General features: G+C 68.2%; 17 protein-coding genes. 5 read left to right on the forward strand and 12 right to left on the reverse strand.

Annotated features, from left to right (window positions below):
• Positions 1 to 17: 17 nt before the first annotated feature.
• Positions 18 to 1,550: an acyl-CoA carboxylase subunit beta gene (locus PVW48_RS16050; protein ID WP_012177395.1), complete on the reverse strand. Its 1,533-nt coding sequence runs from the start codon at positions 1,548 to 1,550 to the stop codon at positions 18 to 20.
• Positions 1,551 to 1,899: 349 nt separating this feature from the next.
• Between PVW48_RS16050 and PVW48_RS16055 the strand changes: the two genes are divergently transcribed.
• Complete coding sequence (locus PVW48_RS16055; RefSeq protein ID WP_274582044.1) at positions 1,900 to 3,126, forward strand: multidrug effflux MFS transporter; 1,227 nt, start codon at positions 1,900 to 1,902, stop codon at positions 3,124 to 3,126.
• A 60-nt stretch (positions 3,127 to 3,186) separates the two neighbouring features.
• Positions 3,187 to 4,581: a helix-turn-helix domain-containing protein gene (locus tag PVW48_RS16060; RefSeq protein WP_012177393.1), complete on the forward strand. Its 1,395-nt coding sequence runs from the start codon at positions 3,187 to 3,189 to the stop codon at positions 4,579 to 4,581.
• 13 nt (positions 4,582 to 4,594) lie between these two features.
• On the opposite strand, the gene PVW48_RS16065 is transcribed toward PVW48_RS16060, so the two are convergent.
• From PVW48_RS16065 to PVW48_RS16080, 4 genes are all read right to left on the reverse strand, one after another.
• A complete protein-coding gene (locus PVW48_RS16065) occupies positions 4,595 to 4,837 on the reverse strand; it encodes a YdcH family protein (RefSeq protein WP_012177392.1) in 243 nt (80 codons plus the stop codon).
• 84 nt (positions 4,838 to 4,921) lie between these two features.
• Positions 4,922 to 5,824 carry a DMT family transporter gene (locus PVW48_RS16070; protein ID WP_044027622.1) on the reverse strand — a complete coding sequence of 301 codons (903 nt, stop codon included), beginning with the start codon at positions 5,822 to 5,824 and terminating at the stop codon, positions 4,922 to 4,924.
• Between the two features lie 46 nt (positions 5,825 to 5,870).
• Positions 5,871 to 6,734, reverse strand: a complete 864-nt coding sequence (locus tag PVW48_RS16075) for an alpha/beta hydrolase family esterase (protein WP_012177390.1) — start codon at positions 6,732 to 6,734, stop codon at positions 5,871 to 5,873.
• Between the two features lie 105 nt (positions 6,735 to 6,839).
• Complete coding sequence (locus PVW48_RS16080) at positions 6,840 to 7,466, reverse strand: LysE/ArgO family amino acid transporter (RefSeq protein WP_012177389.1); 627 nt, start codon at positions 7,464 to 7,466, stop codon at positions 6,840 to 6,842.
• Between the two features lie 90 nt (positions 7,467 to 7,556).
• Between PVW48_RS16080 and PVW48_RS16085 the strand changes: the two genes are divergently transcribed.
• Positions 7,557 to 8,483 carry a LysR family transcriptional regulator ArgP gene (locus tag PVW48_RS16085; protein ID WP_012177388.1) on the forward strand — a complete coding sequence of 309 codons (927 nt, stop codon included), beginning with the start codon at positions 7,557 to 7,559 and terminating at the stop codon, positions 8,481 to 8,483.
• On the opposite strand, the gene PVW48_RS16090 is transcribed toward PVW48_RS16085, so the two are convergent.
• Together PVW48_RS16090 and PVW48_RS16095 are read right to left on the reverse strand one after the other, a co-directional pair.
• Positions 8,429 to 9,076 carry a DUF2306 domain-containing protein gene (locus tag PVW48_RS16090; protein WP_274582045.1) on the reverse strand — a complete coding sequence of 216 codons (648 nt, stop codon included), beginning with the start codon at positions 9,074 to 9,076 and terminating at the stop codon, positions 8,429 to 8,431. The two genes, PVW48_RS16085 and PVW48_RS16090, sit on opposite strands and share 55 nt — an antisense overlap.
• A gap of 66 nt (positions 9,077 to 9,142) precedes the next feature.
• Positions 9,143 to 11,089, reverse strand: coding sequence for an acyl CoA:acetate/3-ketoacid CoA transferase (locus PVW48_RS16095; protein ID WP_274582046.1), 1,947 nt, complete (start codon positions 11,087 to 11,089; stop codon positions 9,143 to 9,145).
• Between the two features lie 122 nt (positions 11,090 to 11,211).
• On the opposite strand from PVW48_RS16095, the gene PVW48_RS16100 reads away from it, so the two are divergent.
• Both PVW48_RS16100 and PVW48_RS16105 read left to right on the forward strand, forming a co-directional pair.
• Complete coding sequence (locus tag PVW48_RS16100) at positions 11,212 to 12,069, forward strand: 1-acyl-sn-glycerol-3-phosphate acyltransferase (protein ID WP_274582047.1); 858 nt, start codon at positions 11,212 to 11,214, stop codon at positions 12,067 to 12,069.
• Positions 12,070 to 12,181: 112 nt separating this feature from the next.
• A complete protein-coding gene (locus PVW48_RS16105; RefSeq protein WP_274582048.1) occupies positions 12,182 to 12,394 on the forward strand; it encodes a hypothetical protein in 213 nt (70 codons plus the stop codon).
• Between the two features lie 46 nt (positions 12,395 to 12,440).
• Here the strand turns inward: PVW48_RS16105 and PVW48_RS16110 are convergent, their stop codons facing one another.
• Genes PVW48_RS16110 through PVW48_RS16130 form a run of 5 tightly spaced genes read right to left on the reverse strand, consistent with a single transcriptional unit; the run spans position 12,441 to position 16,774 of the window.
• Positions 12,441 to 13,421, reverse strand: coding sequence for a hypothetical protein (locus PVW48_RS16110; RefSeq protein WP_274582049.1), 981 nt, complete (start codon positions 13,419 to 13,421; stop codon positions 12,441 to 12,443).
• Positions 13,418 to 14,086: an acetyltransferase gene (locus tag PVW48_RS16115; protein WP_274582050.1), complete on the reverse strand. Its 669-nt coding sequence runs from the start codon at positions 14,084 to 14,086 to the stop codon at positions 13,418 to 13,420. The genes PVW48_RS16110 and PVW48_RS16115 overlap by 4 nt, the downstream gene beginning before the upstream one ends.
• Complete coding sequence (locus PVW48_RS20140; protein ID WP_443112684.1) at positions 14,083 to 14,367, reverse strand: hypothetical protein; 285 nt, start codon at positions 14,365 to 14,367, stop codon at positions 14,083 to 14,085. The genes PVW48_RS16115 and PVW48_RS20140 overlap by 4 nt, the downstream gene beginning before the upstream one ends.
• A complete protein-coding gene (locus PVW48_RS16125; RefSeq protein WP_274582053.1) occupies positions 14,253 to 15,425 on the reverse strand; it encodes a hypothetical protein in 1,173 nt (390 codons plus the stop codon). The genes PVW48_RS20140 and PVW48_RS16125 overlap by 115 nt, the downstream gene beginning before the upstream one ends.
• On the reverse strand, positions 15,422 to 16,774 hold the full coding sequence (locus PVW48_RS16130) for a glycosyltransferase family 61 protein (protein WP_274582054.1): 1,353 nt from the start codon (positions 16,772 to 16,774) through the stop codon (positions 15,422 to 15,424). Before PVW48_RS16130 ends, PVW48_RS16125 begins: the two co-directional genes overlap by 4 nt.

Raw genomic sequence — 16,774 nt, forward strand, 5'->3', positions numbered from 1 at the left:
ATACGCTCGTTCAGAGGTCAGAGCGGAATGTTGTCGTGCTTCTTCCACGGCTTGACCGCGCGCTTGTTGCGCAGGGCGGCGAAGGCCCGGGCGACCCGGCGGCGGGTGGATTGCGGCATGATCACCTCGTCGATGAAGCCGCGCTCGGCCGCCACGAACGGGTTGGCAAACCGGTCCTCGTATTCCGCCGTCCGCGCCGCGATCTTCTCGGGGTCGCCCAGATCGGCGCGGTGAATGATTTCCGTCGCCCCCTTGGCCCCCATCACGGCGACTTCGGCCGTCGGCCAGGCGTAATTGATGTCGCCGCGCAAGTGCTTGGAGCTCATCACCACATAGGCCCCGCCATAGGCCTTGCGCGTGATCACCGTCACCTTCGGCACCGTAGCCTCGCCATAGGCAAAGAGCAGCTTCGCCCCGTGCTTGATGACGCCGTTATACTCCTGCCCGGTACCAGGCAGGAAGCCGGGCACATCCACCAAGGTCAGGATCGGGATCTCGAAACAGTCGCAGAACCGCACGAACCGCGCCGCCTTGCGCGCACTGTCAATATCCAGAACGCCGGCCAGAACCATCGGCTGGTTCGCCACCACGCCCACGGTCTGCCCCTCCAGCCGGATGAAACCGGTGATGATGTTGCCTGCGAAATCCTTCTGGATCTCGTAGAAATCCCCCTCGTCCGCGACCTTGGTGATCAGCTCTTTCATGTCGTAGGGCTGGTTCGGGTTGTCGGGGATCAGGGTGTCGAGGCTTTCCTCCACCCGCGCCGGGTCGTCGAAGAAGGGCCGGACCGGCGCCTTCTCGCGGTTGTTGAGCGGCAGGAAGTCGATCAGGCGACGGACCTCGGCCAGCGCCTCGACGTCATTCTCGAAGGCCGCATCGGCGACGGAGGATTTCCGGGTATGGGTGCTCGCGCCGCCCAGCTCCTCGGCGGTGACGACCTCGTTGGTGACGGTCTTGACCACGTCCGGGCCGGTCACGAACATGTAGGAGCTGTCCTTCACCATGAAGATGAAGTCGGTCATGGCGGGGCTGTACACCGCACCACCCGCACAGGGCCCCATGATCATGCTGATCTGCGGGACCACGCCCGAGGCCTCGATATTGCGCTGGAACACGTCGCCATAGCCCGCGAGGCTGTCGACCCCTTCCTGGATCCGCGCGCCGCCGGAATCGTTGATCCCGATCACCGGCGCGCCGTTCTCGATCGCCATATCCATGATCTTGCAGATCTTCTTGGCATGGGTGGCCGACACCGACCCGCCCAGAACCGTGAAATCCTGGCTGAAGACATAGACCTGCCGCCCGTTCACCGTGCCCCAGCCGGTCACCACGCCGTCGCCCGCGGGCTTCTGCTCCTGCATCCCGAAATCGGTGCAGCGGTGGGTGATGAACATGTCGAACTCTTCGAAAGAGCCCTCGTCCAGCAGAAGCTCGATCCGCTCCCGCGCCGTCAACTTGCCCTTGGCGTGCTGGCTGGCGATCCGTTTCTCGCCGCCGCCCATCCGGGCATCCAAACGCCGCTGGTCGAGCTCGTGCTGAATGTCTTTCATCTGGTCATCTCCGTCGCGATTTGTGGCGGACCCTACGGAGGCCCCCGCGCGGCGGAAAGAGGAATTCCGAAAATTTGCAAACTAAGTGAAAAGATATGAGTGCATATCGCAAATATGCAAACACAACTGTCCCTGGACTGGTAAAATGCCGGGATATCAAGCCCGAAGCACCCCGCGCGGCGTGGATCAGGGCCGTCCCAGCCCCGCCAGAGACCGCCCCGCGCCGCGGCAGACCCGACCAGAACCGCGACCATGGTGCCGGGCGTGACAATTAGCCCGCGCTTTGAGCGACATGCACAACAGCTGTGCAGGAGTGGACTTTGCCCCCGCGCCCGCATAGCTCTGGCCCATGACAAAACGCCCCGCCAGCCGCTTTCTTGACCGCAGTACCCCCCCGCATCTGGCCACGCTGGTGCTCATGGCGGGGGTCGCCGCGCTGTCGATGAACGTGTTTTTGCCCTCCCTGCCGGGCATGGCGGTCTATTTCGACGCCGAGTACGCGGTGATGCAGCTGTCGGTCTCGCTCTACCTGATGATGACCGCCCTATTGCAGCTGCTGGTGGGGCCGCTGTCGGATCGCTACGGGCGGCGGCCGGTGATGCTGATCTCCACGGCGCTGTTTGCCCTGGCGACCCTCGGGGCGATCTTCGCACCGACGGTCGAGGTGTTCCTGGCCTGCCGCATGGCCCAGGCGGTGATCGCCTCGGCCCTGGTGCTGAGCCGGGCCATCGTGCGCGACATGGTGGGGCAGGCCGAGGCGGCCTCGCTGATCGGCTATGTCACCATGGGCATGGCGATCGTGCCGATGATCGGCCCCGCCCTCGGCGGCCTGCTGGATGAAACCTTCGGCTGGCGAGCGAGCTTCTGGCTGCTCTTTGCCGCTGCCGTCGCGATGCTCTGGCTGATCTGGAGCGACCTGGGCGAGACCGCACCCAACCGTTCGGGCGGCTTCCGGGCGCAGGTCGCGGAATATCCCGAACTGCTCAAGGCCCGGCGTTTCTGGGGCTATGTCGCCGCGGCCGCCTTTGCATCGGGCGTCTTCTTCGCCTTCCTGGGCGGTGCGCCCTATCTCGGCTCCGAGGTGTTCGGGCTCAGCCCCGCCATTCTCGGGGTCTATTTCGGGGCGCCTGCGCTCGGCTACGTGCTCGGCAATTTCCTGTCGGGCCGGTTCTCCATCCGCATCGGGATCAATCGCATGATCCTCTGGGGTTCGCTCATCACCTCGGTGGGCATGGCGGCGTCGATCCTGATCTATGCCGCCGGTCTGACCCATCCGCTGAGCTTTTTTGCCCTGACCGCCACGGTGGGGATCGGCAACGGCATGATCATCCCCAACGCCACCGCGGGCAGCCTGTCGGTGCGTCCGCACCTGGCCGGCACCGCCAGCGGGCTGGGTGGCGCGATCATGGTGGGCGGCGGCGCGGCCATGTCGGTGCTGGCGGGCATCCTTCTGCCGCTGGGCACCGGTCCCTACCCGCTGCAGGCACTGATGCTTCTGACCTCGCTCGGCTCCACTGTCGCGGTGATCTACGTGATGCGCCGGGAGCGCGACCTGACCGCCCAGCCCAGCGCCTGACCCTCTGGACCCGCCTGTTTGCAAACCTTAGAACAGGGTTAGCAAACAAGCGGGGCACCCATGGCCACCCAGAAACTCTATGCCGGCGCGAAGCTGCGCGAGACCCGCACCGGGCTCGGCCTGACCCAGAAGCTCTTTGCCGAGAAACTGGGCGTGTCCCTGCCATATCTGAACCAGATGGAGAACAACAATCGCCCGGTCTCCAGCACCGTGCTGCTGGCGCTGGCGCAGGAGTTCGGCTTCGACGTCACCCAGCTCAGCACCGGGGAGGCGGAGCGGCTGGTGTCGGACATGCGCGAGGCGCTGGCCGATCCGGTCTTCGGGGAAACGCCGCCACCGCTCGCCGATCTGCGGCTCGCGGCGTCCAACGCCCCGGCCCTGGCGCGCGCCTTTCTCGAACTGCATCGCCACTACCGCCAGACCCATGAACGGCTGGCATCGCTCGACGAGGCGCTCGGGCGCGAAGGCTCCAGCCTGCAACCCTCGCCCTGGGAAGAAGTGCGCGATTTCTTCCACTATTGCGACAATTACATCGACGCCGTGGACCACGCCGCCGAGCATATCGCCAACCAGATCGACGGAGAGTTGGAATCCGGCGCCCGGCGCCTGCTGTCGCGCAAGGGGCTGGCCGTGCAATACAGCGACAGCGCCGATCTGCGCCACTTCAATCCGCAATCGGGGGTGCTGACCCTGTCGACCCGGGCGGCCGCGCCCACCCGCCGGTTCCAGCTGCTGGTGCAACTGGGGCTGGTAACCCAGAACGACCTGCTGGAGGCGACGCTGGATCTCGCCCGGTTCCAGACCGACGAGGCCCGCGCCATCGCCAAGCTGGGCCTGGCCAATTACTTCGCCGGTGCGGTGCTGCTGCCCTATCGCGCATTCCAGGCGGCGGCGGCCGAAACCCGCCACGACCTGGAACGGCTCGCGGACCGGTTCGGCGCCTCGATCGAACAGGTGGCGCACCGCCTTTCGACCCTGCAACGCCCGGGCGCCAAGGGCATCCCCTTCTTCTTCGTGCGGGTGGATCAGGCGGGCACGATCACCAAGCGGCACTCGGCCACCCGGCTGCAATTCGCCCGCTATGGCGGGGCCTGCCCGCTGTGGAACGTGCACCAGGCGTTTGAGACACCGGGCCGGTTCCTGCGCCAGCTGGCCGAGACCCCGGACGGGGTCCGCTACCTGTGCCTGGCGCGCGATGTGTCGAAATCCGGCGGCAGCTGGGGCGCGCCCACCCGCCGCTATGCCATCGGCCTAGGCTGCGAGGTGCGCCATGCCCCGGCGCTGGTCTATGGCGACGGGCTCGACCTCAGCCAAGGGTTCGAGCCCATCGGCATTTCCTGCCGCATCTGCGAGCGCAGCGCCTGCCACCAACGCTCCGTCCCGCCGCTGGAGCGCAAGCTCAGCGTCGATCCGGGGCTGCGCGGTGTGCTGCCCTACGAGGTGGATACCGGCTGATGCCGCGCGCGGCTCAGGCCGCGGCCGTCAGCATCCCGTAGATTTCGTCCTTCAGGCGCATCCGCTGGCGGCGCATCTCTTCCTCCGCCTCGTCCGAGACAGGCTCGATCCGCGCCTCGGCCCGGTGCACGGCCCGGTTGACCTCGTGATACTCCGCGCACAGCTTGGCAAAATGCGCGTTGCTCTCGCGCAGCTGCGCGATCAGTTCCACCTTGTCCGGAAATTCCTCGGCCAACTCATGGGGCGTATGAGACATGGACCTCTCCCTCTCTTGTTACGTCCCCACCCTAGGGCCGTTGCCGCGCACCACCTTGATCCGGGTCAAACACCCCACGGATTTTCAGGTTTTCGGCTCCGAAACCGACGGGGTGATCACCCCCCGGCGCAACCGCGCCTCGCGCCAGGACAGAAACGAGATCGCCGCCACGATCAGACCGCCGCCCAGCACCACGAATCCGTCCACCGCCTCGCCGAAGACCAGCGCACCCAGCGCCGTGGCCCAGACCAGCTGCAGGAAGGTCACCGGCTGGGTGACCGACATCGGCGCGGCCTGAAACGCACGGGTCATGGTGTAATGTCCCAACGTCGCGAAACAGGCGACGCCGAACAGCACCACGAGGTGCCAAGGGCTCGGCGTCACCCAGACGGCAATCGCGAAGGGCGCCAGCCCGATGGACACGAAGATCGACAGCCACGCCACCACCAGCCCCGGCGACAGGTCCCGTACCAGCCGCTTGGCCAACAGGTAGCTGATCGCAAAGCCAAGCGCCGTGCCGAGCATGGCGAAATGGCCCGGAGACAGCTCCCGAAACCCCGGCCGCAGGATGATCAGCGCCCCGAGCAGCGCGACGCAGATCGCCGCGATCCGCCTTGCGGCCAGCTTCTCGCCCAGAAACAGGGCCGCCCCGATGGTCACATAGACCGGCGAGAAATAGTTCATCGCCGTCACCTCGGCGATGGGGATCTGGGTCATGGCGAAGAACCACGCGATCACCGCGCCGGTGTGGATCAGCCCGCGAAGGGCAAAGATCGACAGGTTGGCCCGCGACGGCAGCGTCCGCAGCAGCGAGGCCAGCACCGGCAAAATGAACACCAGCCCCAGCACGTAGCGCAGGAAGGCCGCCTGGGCGGCCGGAATGTCACTCCCGATGGATTTGACCAGCGCCGTGACCGCCACGAAGCTCACCCCCGTGGCGACCATCCAGAGCATCCCCGCCAAGGGCCGTGATTGGCTGTCCGTCATGGCGTTGGCGTGCCACGGAATGCGCGGGCTGTGCAAGAGCCGCGCGCTACCGCGTGGCCGCCACAACCTCCGCCACCGTGGTCAGAATATCGGCCCCGTACTGATCGCGCAGCAACCCGTCGAGCGTGTCGATCCGGTGGCCGCCCCCTTCCACCAGCCGCACCTGGATCTCGGCGCCCGCGCGCTGCATCATCTCGACCGTGTCGGCGACCGAGCGCGCATTGTGCCCCGACACGCCCTTCGGCCCGACCCCGCCCTGGGCGGGCTGGTTCTCGTCCTCGGTGCCGTGGATATGCAGGATACGCAGCCCCCGCAGCGGCCCCATGCACCGATCGATCGCCGGGGTGCCCGAGATCGCGATCACCGTCTGAACCAGCCCGGGCCGTTCGCAGACCAGCCGGTAGGCCATCATCGCCCCGTTGGAATGGCCCACGACGGTGATCCGGTCCGGGTCCGCCAGCCCCTGCTCGACCAGCGCGAGGATGATGTTCTCCAGATAGGCGACATCCTGCACCGTGGTGTCGATGGCCCCGCGCCCCTCCATCCCCGCGTTCCAGGCGTTCATGCCGCCGCGCGCCTCCATCATCGGCCCGCTGCGGTTCAGCTTCAGGGCCGTGCCCGTGGGATAGACCAGGTTGAAGCCCACCCGCTCCGCCGCCTCGGCTAGGGGCAGGGTCTCGTACATCTTCTCACCGCTCTGGAACCCGGCATGGAGCACCATGACCAGCGGCGCGGCCTGCCCCTGCACGCTCTCGGCGCGGTAGAGCAGAAATTCACGCCCCTGCAGCGCCATCTCGTCGAGGCCCCGGGCCGGGGCGGCGGACGTGCCGAAGCTGAGCAGACCGAAGATCGACAGGAGCGCGGCCTTCAGTGCCTGCCAGATCCTGGACAGGAAGGAATGGTCTGACATGATCCGCGCCGCCTTTGCCTCTTGCCCTCAGCGACCTAGGCACCGCCGAAGGCAAAGTCTAGCGCGCAGATGCCGACAGCTTGCGACAAAGCCGTGGCGCGCGCTTTATCCCGGCACGCCCCGGATCAGCAGCTTTGCTGCCAGCGCCCACATGGTCACCGCGATGATCAGGTCCAGAACCTGCCACGCCCGGGGGCGGGCAAAGACCGGGCTGAGCGCCCGCGCGCCGTAACCGAGGGCGGCGAAAAATACCAGGCTCGCCGCCGCCGCCCCGACCCCGAAGGCGCCCCGTGCCTCGCCGAACTGCGCCGAAAGCGCCCCGATCACCACCAGCGTGTCGAGATAGACATGGGGGTTGAGCCAGGTCAGCGCGAGACAGGTCAGCACCGCGGCGCGCAGGCTCTCGGCCCCGGACCGCGCCGGGTCCAGCGCCGCGCCGCCCCGCCAGGCCGCCAGCGCATGGGTCGCCCCGTACCAGACCAGGAACGCCGCCCCCGCCCAGAGTGTGACCGGCGCAAGCCACGGCATCCGCGCCTCTATCGCGGCAAAGCCCGACACCCCCGCCGCGATCAGGATCGCATCCGACAGGGTGCAGATCACCACCAGCGCCCCCACATGGCTCCGCCGCAGCCCCTGGCGCAGCAGGAACGCATTCTGCGCTCCGATCGCCACGATCAGTTGCAGCCCGAGGGCAAAGCCGGACCCGGCCGCGAGAAGAGTGGGGGAAAGCATGGGCAACACCTGCGCGATTGACCCGCCCGGGCTAACTTCCCAAACGATTTGCGTCCAGTTAAACTTCTTGGAGTATCTTAAGGAATTCTAATGCTGAGCGACCCGGCCCTGATCGCCCTTTCGCAGGTGCTGCGCACCGGCAGTTTCGATGCCGCCGCGCGCAGCCTTGGCCTCACGCCCTCCGCGATCTCGCAGCGGATCAAGGGGTTGGAGGATCGGCTGGGCACACCACTGGTGCACCGCACCCAGCCCTGCACCGGCACGGCGGCGGGCCAGCGCCTGCTGCGCCATGCCGACGAGGTCGCCCTGCTGGAGGCCGCCCTCGCCCGCGATCTGCCCGCCCTCGGCCCCGCCGCCCTGCCGCACCTGCGCCTCGCGGTGAACGCCGACAGCCTGGCCACCTGGGTGATCCCGGCGCTGGCGGCCTGCGCGGACATGCTGTTCGATCTGGTGGTGGACGACCAGGACCACGCGGCCGACTGGCTCCAGCGGGGGGAGGTGCTGGCCGCGCTCAGCACCCGGGGCACCCCGGTCACCGGCTGCGACGTCACCGCCCTGGGGCGCTTGCGCTACCGCGCCACGGCCAGCCCCGCCTTCATGGCGCGCCACTTCCCCGCGGGCGTGACCGCCGACGCCCTGGCACGGGCCCCCTGCATGACCTTCAACCCCAAGGACCGGCTGCAGCGGGACTGGATCGCGCAGGTCTGGGGCCGGCCGGTCCTGCCGCCCACCCACCTGCTGCCCTCCACCCACGCCTTTGTCGACGCGGCCCTGGCCGGGCTCGGCTGGGGGATGAACCCCGAACCGCTGGTGCGCGACCACCTCGCCGCCGGACGCCTGGTCGAACTGGTGCCCGACACCCCGCTCGACACCGCGCTTTTCTGGCAGGTCCGGCGCCTGTCGGCCCCTGCCCTCGCCCCGCTCACCGCGGCCCTGCGCCAGGCCGCCCGCGCGGGCCTGCATCAGCACGCGCCCGCCCCGCGCCGCAGCCGCCAAAGCTCCACCAAGAGCAGATAGGGCAGGAAGAACGCGAACACCTGCACCCGGTCGAACGCCCCGGTAAACGCCTCGTTCGACCCCAGCCCGCCGGTCAACGCATACCACAGCCCGTAATGCACCCGGTACGCCCAGGAAGCCATGGCCAGCACCGCCAGCCGCAGCGCCCAGATCTGATGCCCCGCGAGATCCCGCGCCCGCGCGCGCCGGACCGCCTGCACCGCCGCCAGCAACATCAACGCCCCGTAAAGCCCGAAGCCCAAATCCATCACCGCGCCGCCGATGGTCCCCTGCACAGCGATGAAGGCCAGCCCGCCCAGCGCGGCCATCCCCGCCGCCCCGGCGATCACCCGGCCTGCGGCCCGGTGCAGCCCCGGCCAGCGGCGCCGCAAAACCGGCAAGACCTGGATCGGCACCAGGGCGGTGATCAGCGCACCGGCCAGCATATGCGCCGCCAGCGCCACTTCCGCCCCCCGCGCGCCGGTGTCGAACAGGTAACTCTCCGCCCCGGGATCCGCGACAAGCCCGCGCCAGCCGAACGCCGCGGCATAGGCCACGAAAGGCAGCGCCAGCAGCCAGACCGCCCCCAGCCCAAGATATCCCGCCCGTCCCATCCCGCGCACCTCAATGCCAACTCAAGTCCGCAAATGCCCCCGCCGCAGGCACCCCGCGCCGCAGGTTCACAGAAACGATCCACCCCGCGCCGCCGACAGGAAGGCGCGCGCCTCGGTCGCGGTCTCGAACACATGGGGGCGCACCTCCCGGGCGAAGGCCGCGCCGAGCTTCATCCGCATGAAGGCCGAGCCCGAATACCGCGTCACCGTCCCGTAGAAGCGGTCTTCCATCTGCTGCACCATCGCCACCCAGGCGTCCTCGACCTCCTCGTCGATCCGCGCTCCGTCGTAATTGGCGACCACGTCCACCCGGTGCCCCAGCGGCGCGCAGACCGCCTCGACCCGGGCGCGGACCTTGTTCACGTCGCCGGGCGCGCGCACCCGCATCTTCTCGAAATTCAGGAACAGCTGCGCCTTGTCCGCCGACAGCGCCACGCGGTCATCGAGGTCCAGATGCAGCAGGTCCACCCGCAATCCCATCGGCCCCTCGGCAAAGAGCCGCGCGTCCATCTCGGCAATCTCCGGGGCCATTTCCGGCGCGAAGGCCATATGGGCCAGCACGTCCCGCTCCAGGTCGATCCCCGGCGCGATCTCGACCAGTTCCACCCCCTCGGGGCGGAGCCGAAAGACCGCGCGCTCGGTGACGTAGAGCACCTTCTTGCCCGCTGCCGCCGCAAGCGGGCCGGAAAAGGTCACCTGCTCCACCGCCTCGACGAACTTGGTCACCCGGCCCTCGGACCGGATCTCCACCCCCGCCTCCGACACGGCCAGGTCCAATCCAACGGAGGTGAAGGTGCCCGCGAACACCACCGCCCGGGCGTTCTGGCTGATATTGATGAACCCGCCCGCCCCGGCGAGCTTCGGCCCGAAGCGCGAGACATTCACATTACCGCGCGCGTCCACCTGCGCCATGCCCAGCACCGCGATATCCAGCCCGCCGCCATCGTAGAAATCGAACTGCGCCGATTGCGGCACGATCGCGTCCGTATTCACCGCGGCCCCGAAATCCAGCCCCGACGCCGGCTGCCCGCCGATCACCCCCGGCTCGGCGGTCAGGGTCAGATGCGGCAAGAGCTTCTCCTCCCCGGCCACGGCGGCCACCCCCTCGGGCATCCCGATCCCGAGGTTCACCACCCCGTTGATCGGCAACTCGAAGGCCGCGCGCCGGGCGATCACCTTGCGCGGGGTCAGCGGCATCTCGGGCACGGTGTCCGCCTCCACCCGGAACTGGCCGGAAAACGCGTGGCTGTAGGGCGTGGCGAAGGTCTGGTGGTGGTTCTCGGGGGCGGCCACCACCACCGCATCCACCAGCGCCCCGGGGATCACCACGTCGCGCGGGTTGAGCCCGTGGCGCGCCACCATGCGCTCGACCTGCACGATCACCACCCCGCCGGAGTTTTTCGCCGCCATGGCTTGTGCAAGGTTGTCGATCACCAGCGCCTCGCGCTCCATCGAGATATTGCCCGCCGGGTCCGCGGAGGTGCCGCGCAGCAAGGCCACATGCACCGGCAGGGCGCGGTAGAACAGGTGTTCCGCCCCGCCTACCTCCAGCACCGAGACGATCTCGTCATGGGTGACATCGTTGATCTTGCCCCCCTCCAGGCGCGGGTCGACGAAGGTGCCCAGCCCCACCCGGCTGAGCGTGCCGGGCCGACCCGCGGCAATGTCGCGATAGAGGTGGCTGATCACCCCCTGGGGCAGGTTATAGGCCGCGATCTTGCCCGCCGTGGCCAGGGCCGCCACCTTGGGGATCAGCCCCCAGTGCCCCCCGATGACCCGTGCCAGCAATCCTTCGTGGCCTAGCCGGTTCAGCCCCCGGTCCTTGCCGTCCCCTTGGCCCGCCGCAAAAAACAGCGTCAGGTCCCGCGGGCGCGCGGTCTCGACGAACCGGGTCTCCAGCGCCACGAGCAATTCCTCCGGCACACCGATCCCGACGAAGCCGGAGGTCGTCACCGTATCCCCGTCGCGAATAAGCTCGGCAGCCGCCGCGGCGGAAATCTGTTTGTTCGGCATGGTTTCTCCCCTCGTCACCCGCGCCCAGTGTACCGGCCTTGCGCGCCTTGGCCAGTGGGGCGCGTCGGCAAAGGTCCGCACCCCGTCACACCGATGTTGCACTGGTCTGCTGAAACCGGCCCATGCAGGACCGTCTCGACCCTCTGATTGCCGAGCGCGCGCCCTGGCTTTTCGAGGCCGGGGCCCTGCCCGGGCTCGCGCGCCGGGTACTGACGCCACTGCTGGGCTATCCACGCACGGTGGCGCTCGGCACGGAGCTGGCCCCCCTGAGCAGTGGCGAGATCATGGCGACCATGGCCGAACGGTTGGCCCGCGACCTGACCGTGCGCGGGCTCGACAACCTGCCGCGCCGGGGTCCGGCGCTGGTGGTGGCCAACCACCCCACCGGGATTGCCGATGGCATCATGTTGCACGCGGCCCTGTCCGAACGGCGCAAGGATCTGTTTTACTTCGCCAATTCCGACATCTTGCGGGTGCTGCCACAAATGGAAGCGGTGATCGCGCCGGTCGAATGGCGGCGAGAGAAGCGCTCGATGACCAAAACCCGCGAAACCATGGCCTATACCCGCCGCGCCATCGCCGAGGGGCGGCTCGGGGTGATCTTCCCGTCCGGGCGACTGGCCAAACGGCGGGGGCTGCGTCTGTTCGAGCGGCCCTGGATGGCTTCGGCGGCGATGATGTCGCGCAAGTTCGATCTGCCGGTGATCCCGCTGCATATCGAAGCGCGCAACTCGGCGCTGTTTTACCTGTTTGATCTGATGCATCCGACCTTGCGCGACATCACCCTGTTCCACGAGACACTGAACAAGGCGCGACAGCCCTACCGCCTGACCGTTGGCGCGCCGATCTCGGCGGCGGCCCTGCCCGCGCGCAGCGAGGACGGGATCGAGATGTTGCGCCGGGTCACGCTTGCCCTGGGCGGGCCTGCGGCACCGGCCGTGTCCCTGATCGACACCACGCGCCGCCCAAGCTGGGCCTGAGGCAGCGCAGCGGTAGACTGTCACAGACCCGTGCATTTTGACTCGCCCGAAACCGCGGTTTTCTGCTATTCGGAGCTCGGGGTTGGACACCATTTTTCGGTAAGGCGCTGCCATGATGCATGACAACTTTCACACGGATGCGGCGGCTGTTCTGGCCCTCAAAGACGACGATATCGGGGAGTTTCTGCGCGAGCAGATCGCCCGCAAACGTCTGAGCCAGTTGGTGCAATCGCTCAACAACGATGTCCTCGACGGCAGTGCCGAAGCCGCCCAAGCGGCGCGCCGCGCCCTGTCGCGACTCGGCTTCGTCGACGACCGCGCCTGAGCCGCGCGCGCGAATCGCACCCTGACGGCCTATCACGCCCTGCAGGTCACAAACCGCAGGTCGCCCAGCCGAATCCGCCCTGCCCGAACCCATCGCCGTTGTAGAACATCACATGGCCCTCCCCGAGCGGGAGCACCGCCGGATAGGCCTGCATGAACCCGTCCCAGTCCTCGGGTTCGGGCGGGTTTGCAAAGCGCACCGGCCGCGGCACGCCGGCCGGTGTGCCCGCCGGGTCCAGCGGCCCCGCCATGATGCGATAGGCGGCATCGCGCTGCGTCCGGAACCCTGCGCTCTGGCGGCGCGAAAAAAACAACCAGTCCCGGCCGTTGACCCGCGCCACCCAGGGCCGCGCGATGCCCCCGCCCCGGGGCAGCAGCCCCTCGCCCAGCGCCAGCGTCACGTCGGTCCCCCGCCATGCCACGCCGTCCTCGGAAACCGCGCGCCGCAACCCATACTCCGCATCCCAGGGCCCGTCCGACCGCGCCTGCCAGCCGGTGGCACTCATGTACCACCCCTCCCAACCCGCGCCCGCAGGCCGGGCATGGAGAAGCGACACGAAATAGGGGTCTCGCGGCCCGACGGACAGGATCGGGCCATCCGCAACGCGCTCGAAAGCCGCGCCATCCGTACTCCGCGCCAAGCCGATCGCCAGGCCGTAGGGCACATCGCGCCGCAGATGCATCCCGAGGTAATAGAGCCACACCGCCCCGTCGCGCCGCACCGCCAGGCTCGCCCCCTGCCCCGCACTGTCGAACAGCCCCGGCGCGCCCAGCTCCAGCAGCGGCGCGGTGCTCTGGTACAGCACCCGCATGTCGTCCAGCGGATCGAGATCGACGAACAGGATCCGCGAGCGGTTCTCCGGATCCCGAACCGAGAAATACACCCGCCAGAGCCGCTCACCCAGGATCAGCGGCGTCGGGCACTGGGCATGGCTCGCCCAACCCGGCACCGACGCGTCAGGCGCCGTGCGGATCAGCCCGCGCCGGGTCCAGAGCGCCCCGAGGTCGCCTTCCGCCACCGCGCTCACAGCAACCTGTGCATCTTGTCGCTGCCAAAGGGCTTTATCTCGGAGCTCTGCCCCATCACCACCGATCCCGGCGCCAGGTCGCGCGACACGAACGCCCCGTTGACCAGTGCGCAGCCCGCCCCGATGGTCAGCCCGTGCGTGATCCCGACCTGGCCCGCGATATGGCACGCGTCCCCGATCACCGTGGAGCCCGCGATGCCCACCTGCGAGGCGATGAACACATGGTCCCCGATGGTGACATGGTGCCCGATATGGTTGCCGCTCCACAGGATGCAGTTGTTCCCGACGCGCGAGAAGGGTTGCAGGACATTGCGCTCCAGAATCACGCAATTCTCACCGATCTGATCGGTATAGATGTTGCAATCGGGATGGATGAACCGCGCGAACGCATACCCCCGCGCCTTGCCCTCCAGGTACCGATCCCGACGGATCGTGTTCATCCGCTGATAGGTCAACGGCCCAAGCAGATCGAACATGTCGGGCGGAAAGCGCGTCTCAAGCTGGCTCCAGGGGACCAGCGGCAAGCCATCATGGGTGTCCCCCTCGCAATAGGCATCATCGAGGGTATACCCGACGATCCGCAACTCCGGCGCATGGGTGCGCAGATAGACCGCCACCACCGCCGCCATGTCGCCGGTTCCGAAAATCACCAGATCGCGACTCATCGCCCGCCTCCGGTGTCGGGCCAATCCGACAGAACCTGCTGCACCCGCGCCAGGGGCACCTCGTAGTCGGAACGGTCAAGATAGGCCCCGTGCCGCTGCACGAAGAGTCCCGTGGCGATGGTCAGATCGATGCCGATCCGGTCGATGCAGCTGGAATAAAGCGTCATCAGGTCGATCGCTCCATGGCTGAGCAGGCACATCCGCGTGCCGGGACGGGCGAAGAACATCCCGTGACTGGCCGACCCGGCCATGCAGACCACCTGCTCCGCGGCCCGGATGATCCGCACCTGCTCCGCGAGACTGTGCGTCTCGGGGCGGAAATCGCGGTAGCCCAGCGCACCGAGATAGCCGTCGATCTCCCGGTGTCGACCAGCTTGCGATAGCGCGGCGGCGTGCGCCGGATAAAGAGCCGCTTGGCGTCCTCCGGCTGCGGCGTCAGCACCGTGCCGGCCCAGGCGCCTGCGTCGCGAAAAAGCCGTGCCAATTTTGGCATATGGGCACCAAAGATGTTCAGATCCCGCACGACCCCGTCCTCGGACAGATGGTCGCCGCGCACGAACTGCGGATTGTAGAGCCACGAAGTCTGGGGGAACAGCGTCCCCACTTCAACCCGGTGGCGCCGCGGCACGCGGATGATCTCGTGCCGCCCGCCCGAGAACAGGGCGATGGACTGCCGATGCTGCCCGGGCATGTCCGCGTCGATCAGGACCGGCACGCCCTCCAGTTCGGGATCGTCCCGCAGGGTCAGGCACAGCCGCAAGAGCCCGTACAACCAGTGACCGAAAGCCTCCGCGCTCAGACCCATGACCGAAATCGCGCGATCCCGCCGCACCACCCGATCCTCGGCGCGATCCTCGATATGGTACACATGGTCGCCGTCCTGCTGGCAGATCGCCGGATCGGACCCCAACTCCACCGGCACCCTGGCCAACTCGTCCCCCTGCTGATCAAGGATCAGCCGGTCCCGCTTGCGGATCGCCGGGCTGCGCGCAAAGAGCGTCACATCCTTCAGCCACCCGCCCGACACCACCCGGGGCGGCTCCAGCGTGCAGGGCGCCGTGAGCCGGTCCACGATCCGCAGCCCTGTCCCTTCCGCCTGCAACACGTCCCACAGCTGCGCGATCGGCAGCCCCCGCAGCCGCAGCCGGTCATCGAGGTCCAGCCCCCCCCGCAACCGCGCGAACCCGTCCTCGGGCGCGCAGTGCCGGTGCAGGATCGTCTTGGTGTGCACCTCATGGACCAGGCTCGGCAGCTTTTTGCGTGTGATCTTCGCAAGCTCTGCATGCACCGGCCCGAGGGCCGCATCCAGCCCTTCGGGCGTGTGATCGAGCTGGCTCACGGGCGCGGTCTCGCGGTCTGCATCGCACGGCCGCGCCCGTGCGGCAGGTCCGCCTCCATCCAGGCAAGCGCGGCTTCCGCGACCGGCATCTCGATTTCGTAGTTCGACTGGTCCACCCAGGGCTGTGACCTTTCGGTGAACGGCCCCGACAGCACCCGCAGGTCGAACCCGAGGCAGGCAAAGGCCTCCGACTGCCAGGCGAAGCGCGACATCTCCGGATGACTGAGATAGAGCACCCGCGTCCCCGGCCGGGCCAGCGGCAGCCCCAGCGACCCGGACCCGTTCTGCACCACGATCCGATCCGCCGCACGCAAAGTGGCAACCTGCGCGGCAAAGCCCATTTCCTCGGGAAAGACCGTGACATAGCCAAGCCCATCCAGCCTGTCGCGCAGCGCTTCCCAGTTGGCGATGGACCGGTGGCGGGCAGGCTTTCGCGCCCAGAACACCCGGCGCTGCACCCGGATCTGGGGCGCAACCGCCACCCCGAGCTCGGCGATCCGCGCATCGGCCCGCGCGCCGGCCTGCGCGTAAACCCCGGCAACCCACGGGACCACCGCATGCACCTTCGAGACATCGAGCCCCTCGTCCGTGGTGATCAGATGCGGCGCATAGGCCCAGTCGAGCACACAGAACAGCCGGTCGACCCGGACCCGCAGGCCGCGCGGCACCTCGATGATCTCGGGGCCGTCCTCCCCGCCGAAGAAGCGCAACGCCTCCGCATGCTGCGCCGGGATATCGGCATCCACGAGCAGCGGCGGCGTTGCCGCGCCCAGAAGCGCCCGCGTCGCCAGAAACCGCGGCAGCTGCTCCAGCATCCAGTGCCCGAACGAGTCCGCGTTGATCCCCAGCAGCGAGAGCGCCCGGGGCAGATGCAGGCAGCGGCCCGGACCGGTATCCTCGATGAAGGCCACCTCCGCCGCGCCGGTCCTGCGAAAGACGACCGGATCGAAGGCCAACTCTTCGGGAAGACTGGTCAGCTCGTCGTGCTGCGCATCACGCAGCAATTCCTCTCCCCGCGCCACGAGCGCCGAGCGGGCAAAGACCGTCGCATCCTCCAGCCATCCCGCCAGGATCCGCCGCCCGGTGTTGCGCAGCTCGGGTACATGGCCCGGCCCATGGATCTCGGGCGCGCGGTTCACCCGCGGCTCACCGCCGGGGTTCAGCACGATGACCGGCTCGGCCGCCTCCGCCTCCAGCACCGCACCGAGATCGCACAGCGGGCGCCGGCGCAACGCATGGGCCGCATCCAGCTCCGACAAGGCGCAGAAAACCTCGAATGCCTCGTCCATCGGCAGACGCGCCGCCAGATCGCATTTGGCCCGCATCGCGTTCATCAGCGAGGTCGCCAT

It is taken from the genome of Dinoroseobacter sp. PD6, from assembly GCF_028807315.1.
Lineage (GTDB): Bacteria > Pseudomonadota > Alphaproteobacteria > Rhodobacterales > Rhodobacteraceae > Dinoroseobacter > Dinoroseobacter shibae.

Coding starts and splice junctions, on each gene's coding strand:
- PVW48_RS16075 (WP_012177390.1), bottom strand. CDS start 6,734: ATGTCAGACCATTCCTTCCTGTCCAGGATCTGGCAGGCACTGAAGGCC.
- PVW48_RS16080 (WP_012177389.1), bottom strand. CDS start 7,466: ATGCTTTCCCCCACTCTTCTCGCGGCCGGGTCCGGCTTTGCCCTCGGG.
- PVW48_RS16090 (WP_274582045.1), bottom strand. CDS start 9,076: ATGGGACGGGCGGGATATCTTGGGCTGGGGGCGGTCTGGCTGCTGGCG.
- PVW48_RS16085 (WP_012177388.1), top strand. CDS start 7,557: ATGCTGAGCGACCCGGCCCTGATCGCCCTTTCGCAGGTGCTGCGCACC.
- PVW48_RS16050 (WP_012177395.1), bottom strand. CDS start 1,550: ATGAAAGACATTCAGCACGAGCTCGACCAGCGGCGTTTGGATGCCCGG.
- PVW48_RS16055 (WP_274582044.1), top strand. CDS start 1,900: ATGACAAAACGCCCCGCCAGCCGCTTTCTTGACCGCAGTACCCCCCCG.
- PVW48_RS16095 (WP_274582046.1), bottom strand. CDS start 11,089: ATGCCGAACAAACAGATTTCCGCCGCGGCGGCTGCCGAGCTTATTCGC.
- PVW48_RS16060 (WP_012177393.1), top strand. CDS start 3,187: ATGGCCACCCAGAAACTCTATGCCGGCGCGAAGCTGCGCGAGACCCGC.
- PVW48_RS16065 (WP_012177392.1), bottom strand. CDS start 4,837: ATGTCTCATACGCCCCATGAGTTGGCCGAGGAATTTCCGGACAAGGTG.
- PVW48_RS16070 (WP_044027622.1), bottom strand. CDS start 5,824: ATGACGGACAGCCAATCACGGCCCTTGGCGGGGATGCTCTGGATGGTC.
- PVW48_RS16100 (WP_274582047.1), top strand. CDS start 11,212: ATGCAGGACCGTCTCGACCCTCTGATTGCCGAGCGCGCGCCCTGGCTT.
- PVW48_RS16105 (WP_274582048.1), top strand. CDS start 12,182: ATGATGCATGACAACTTTCACACGGATGCGGCGGCTGTTCTGGCCCTC.
- PVW48_RS16115 (WP_274582050.1), bottom strand. CDS start 14,086: ATGAGTCGCGATCTGGTGATTTTCGGAACCGGCGACATGGCGGCGGTG.
- PVW48_RS16130 (WP_274582054.1), bottom strand. CDS start 16,774: ATGGCGACCTCGCTGATGAACGCGATGCGGGCCAAATGCGATCTGGCG.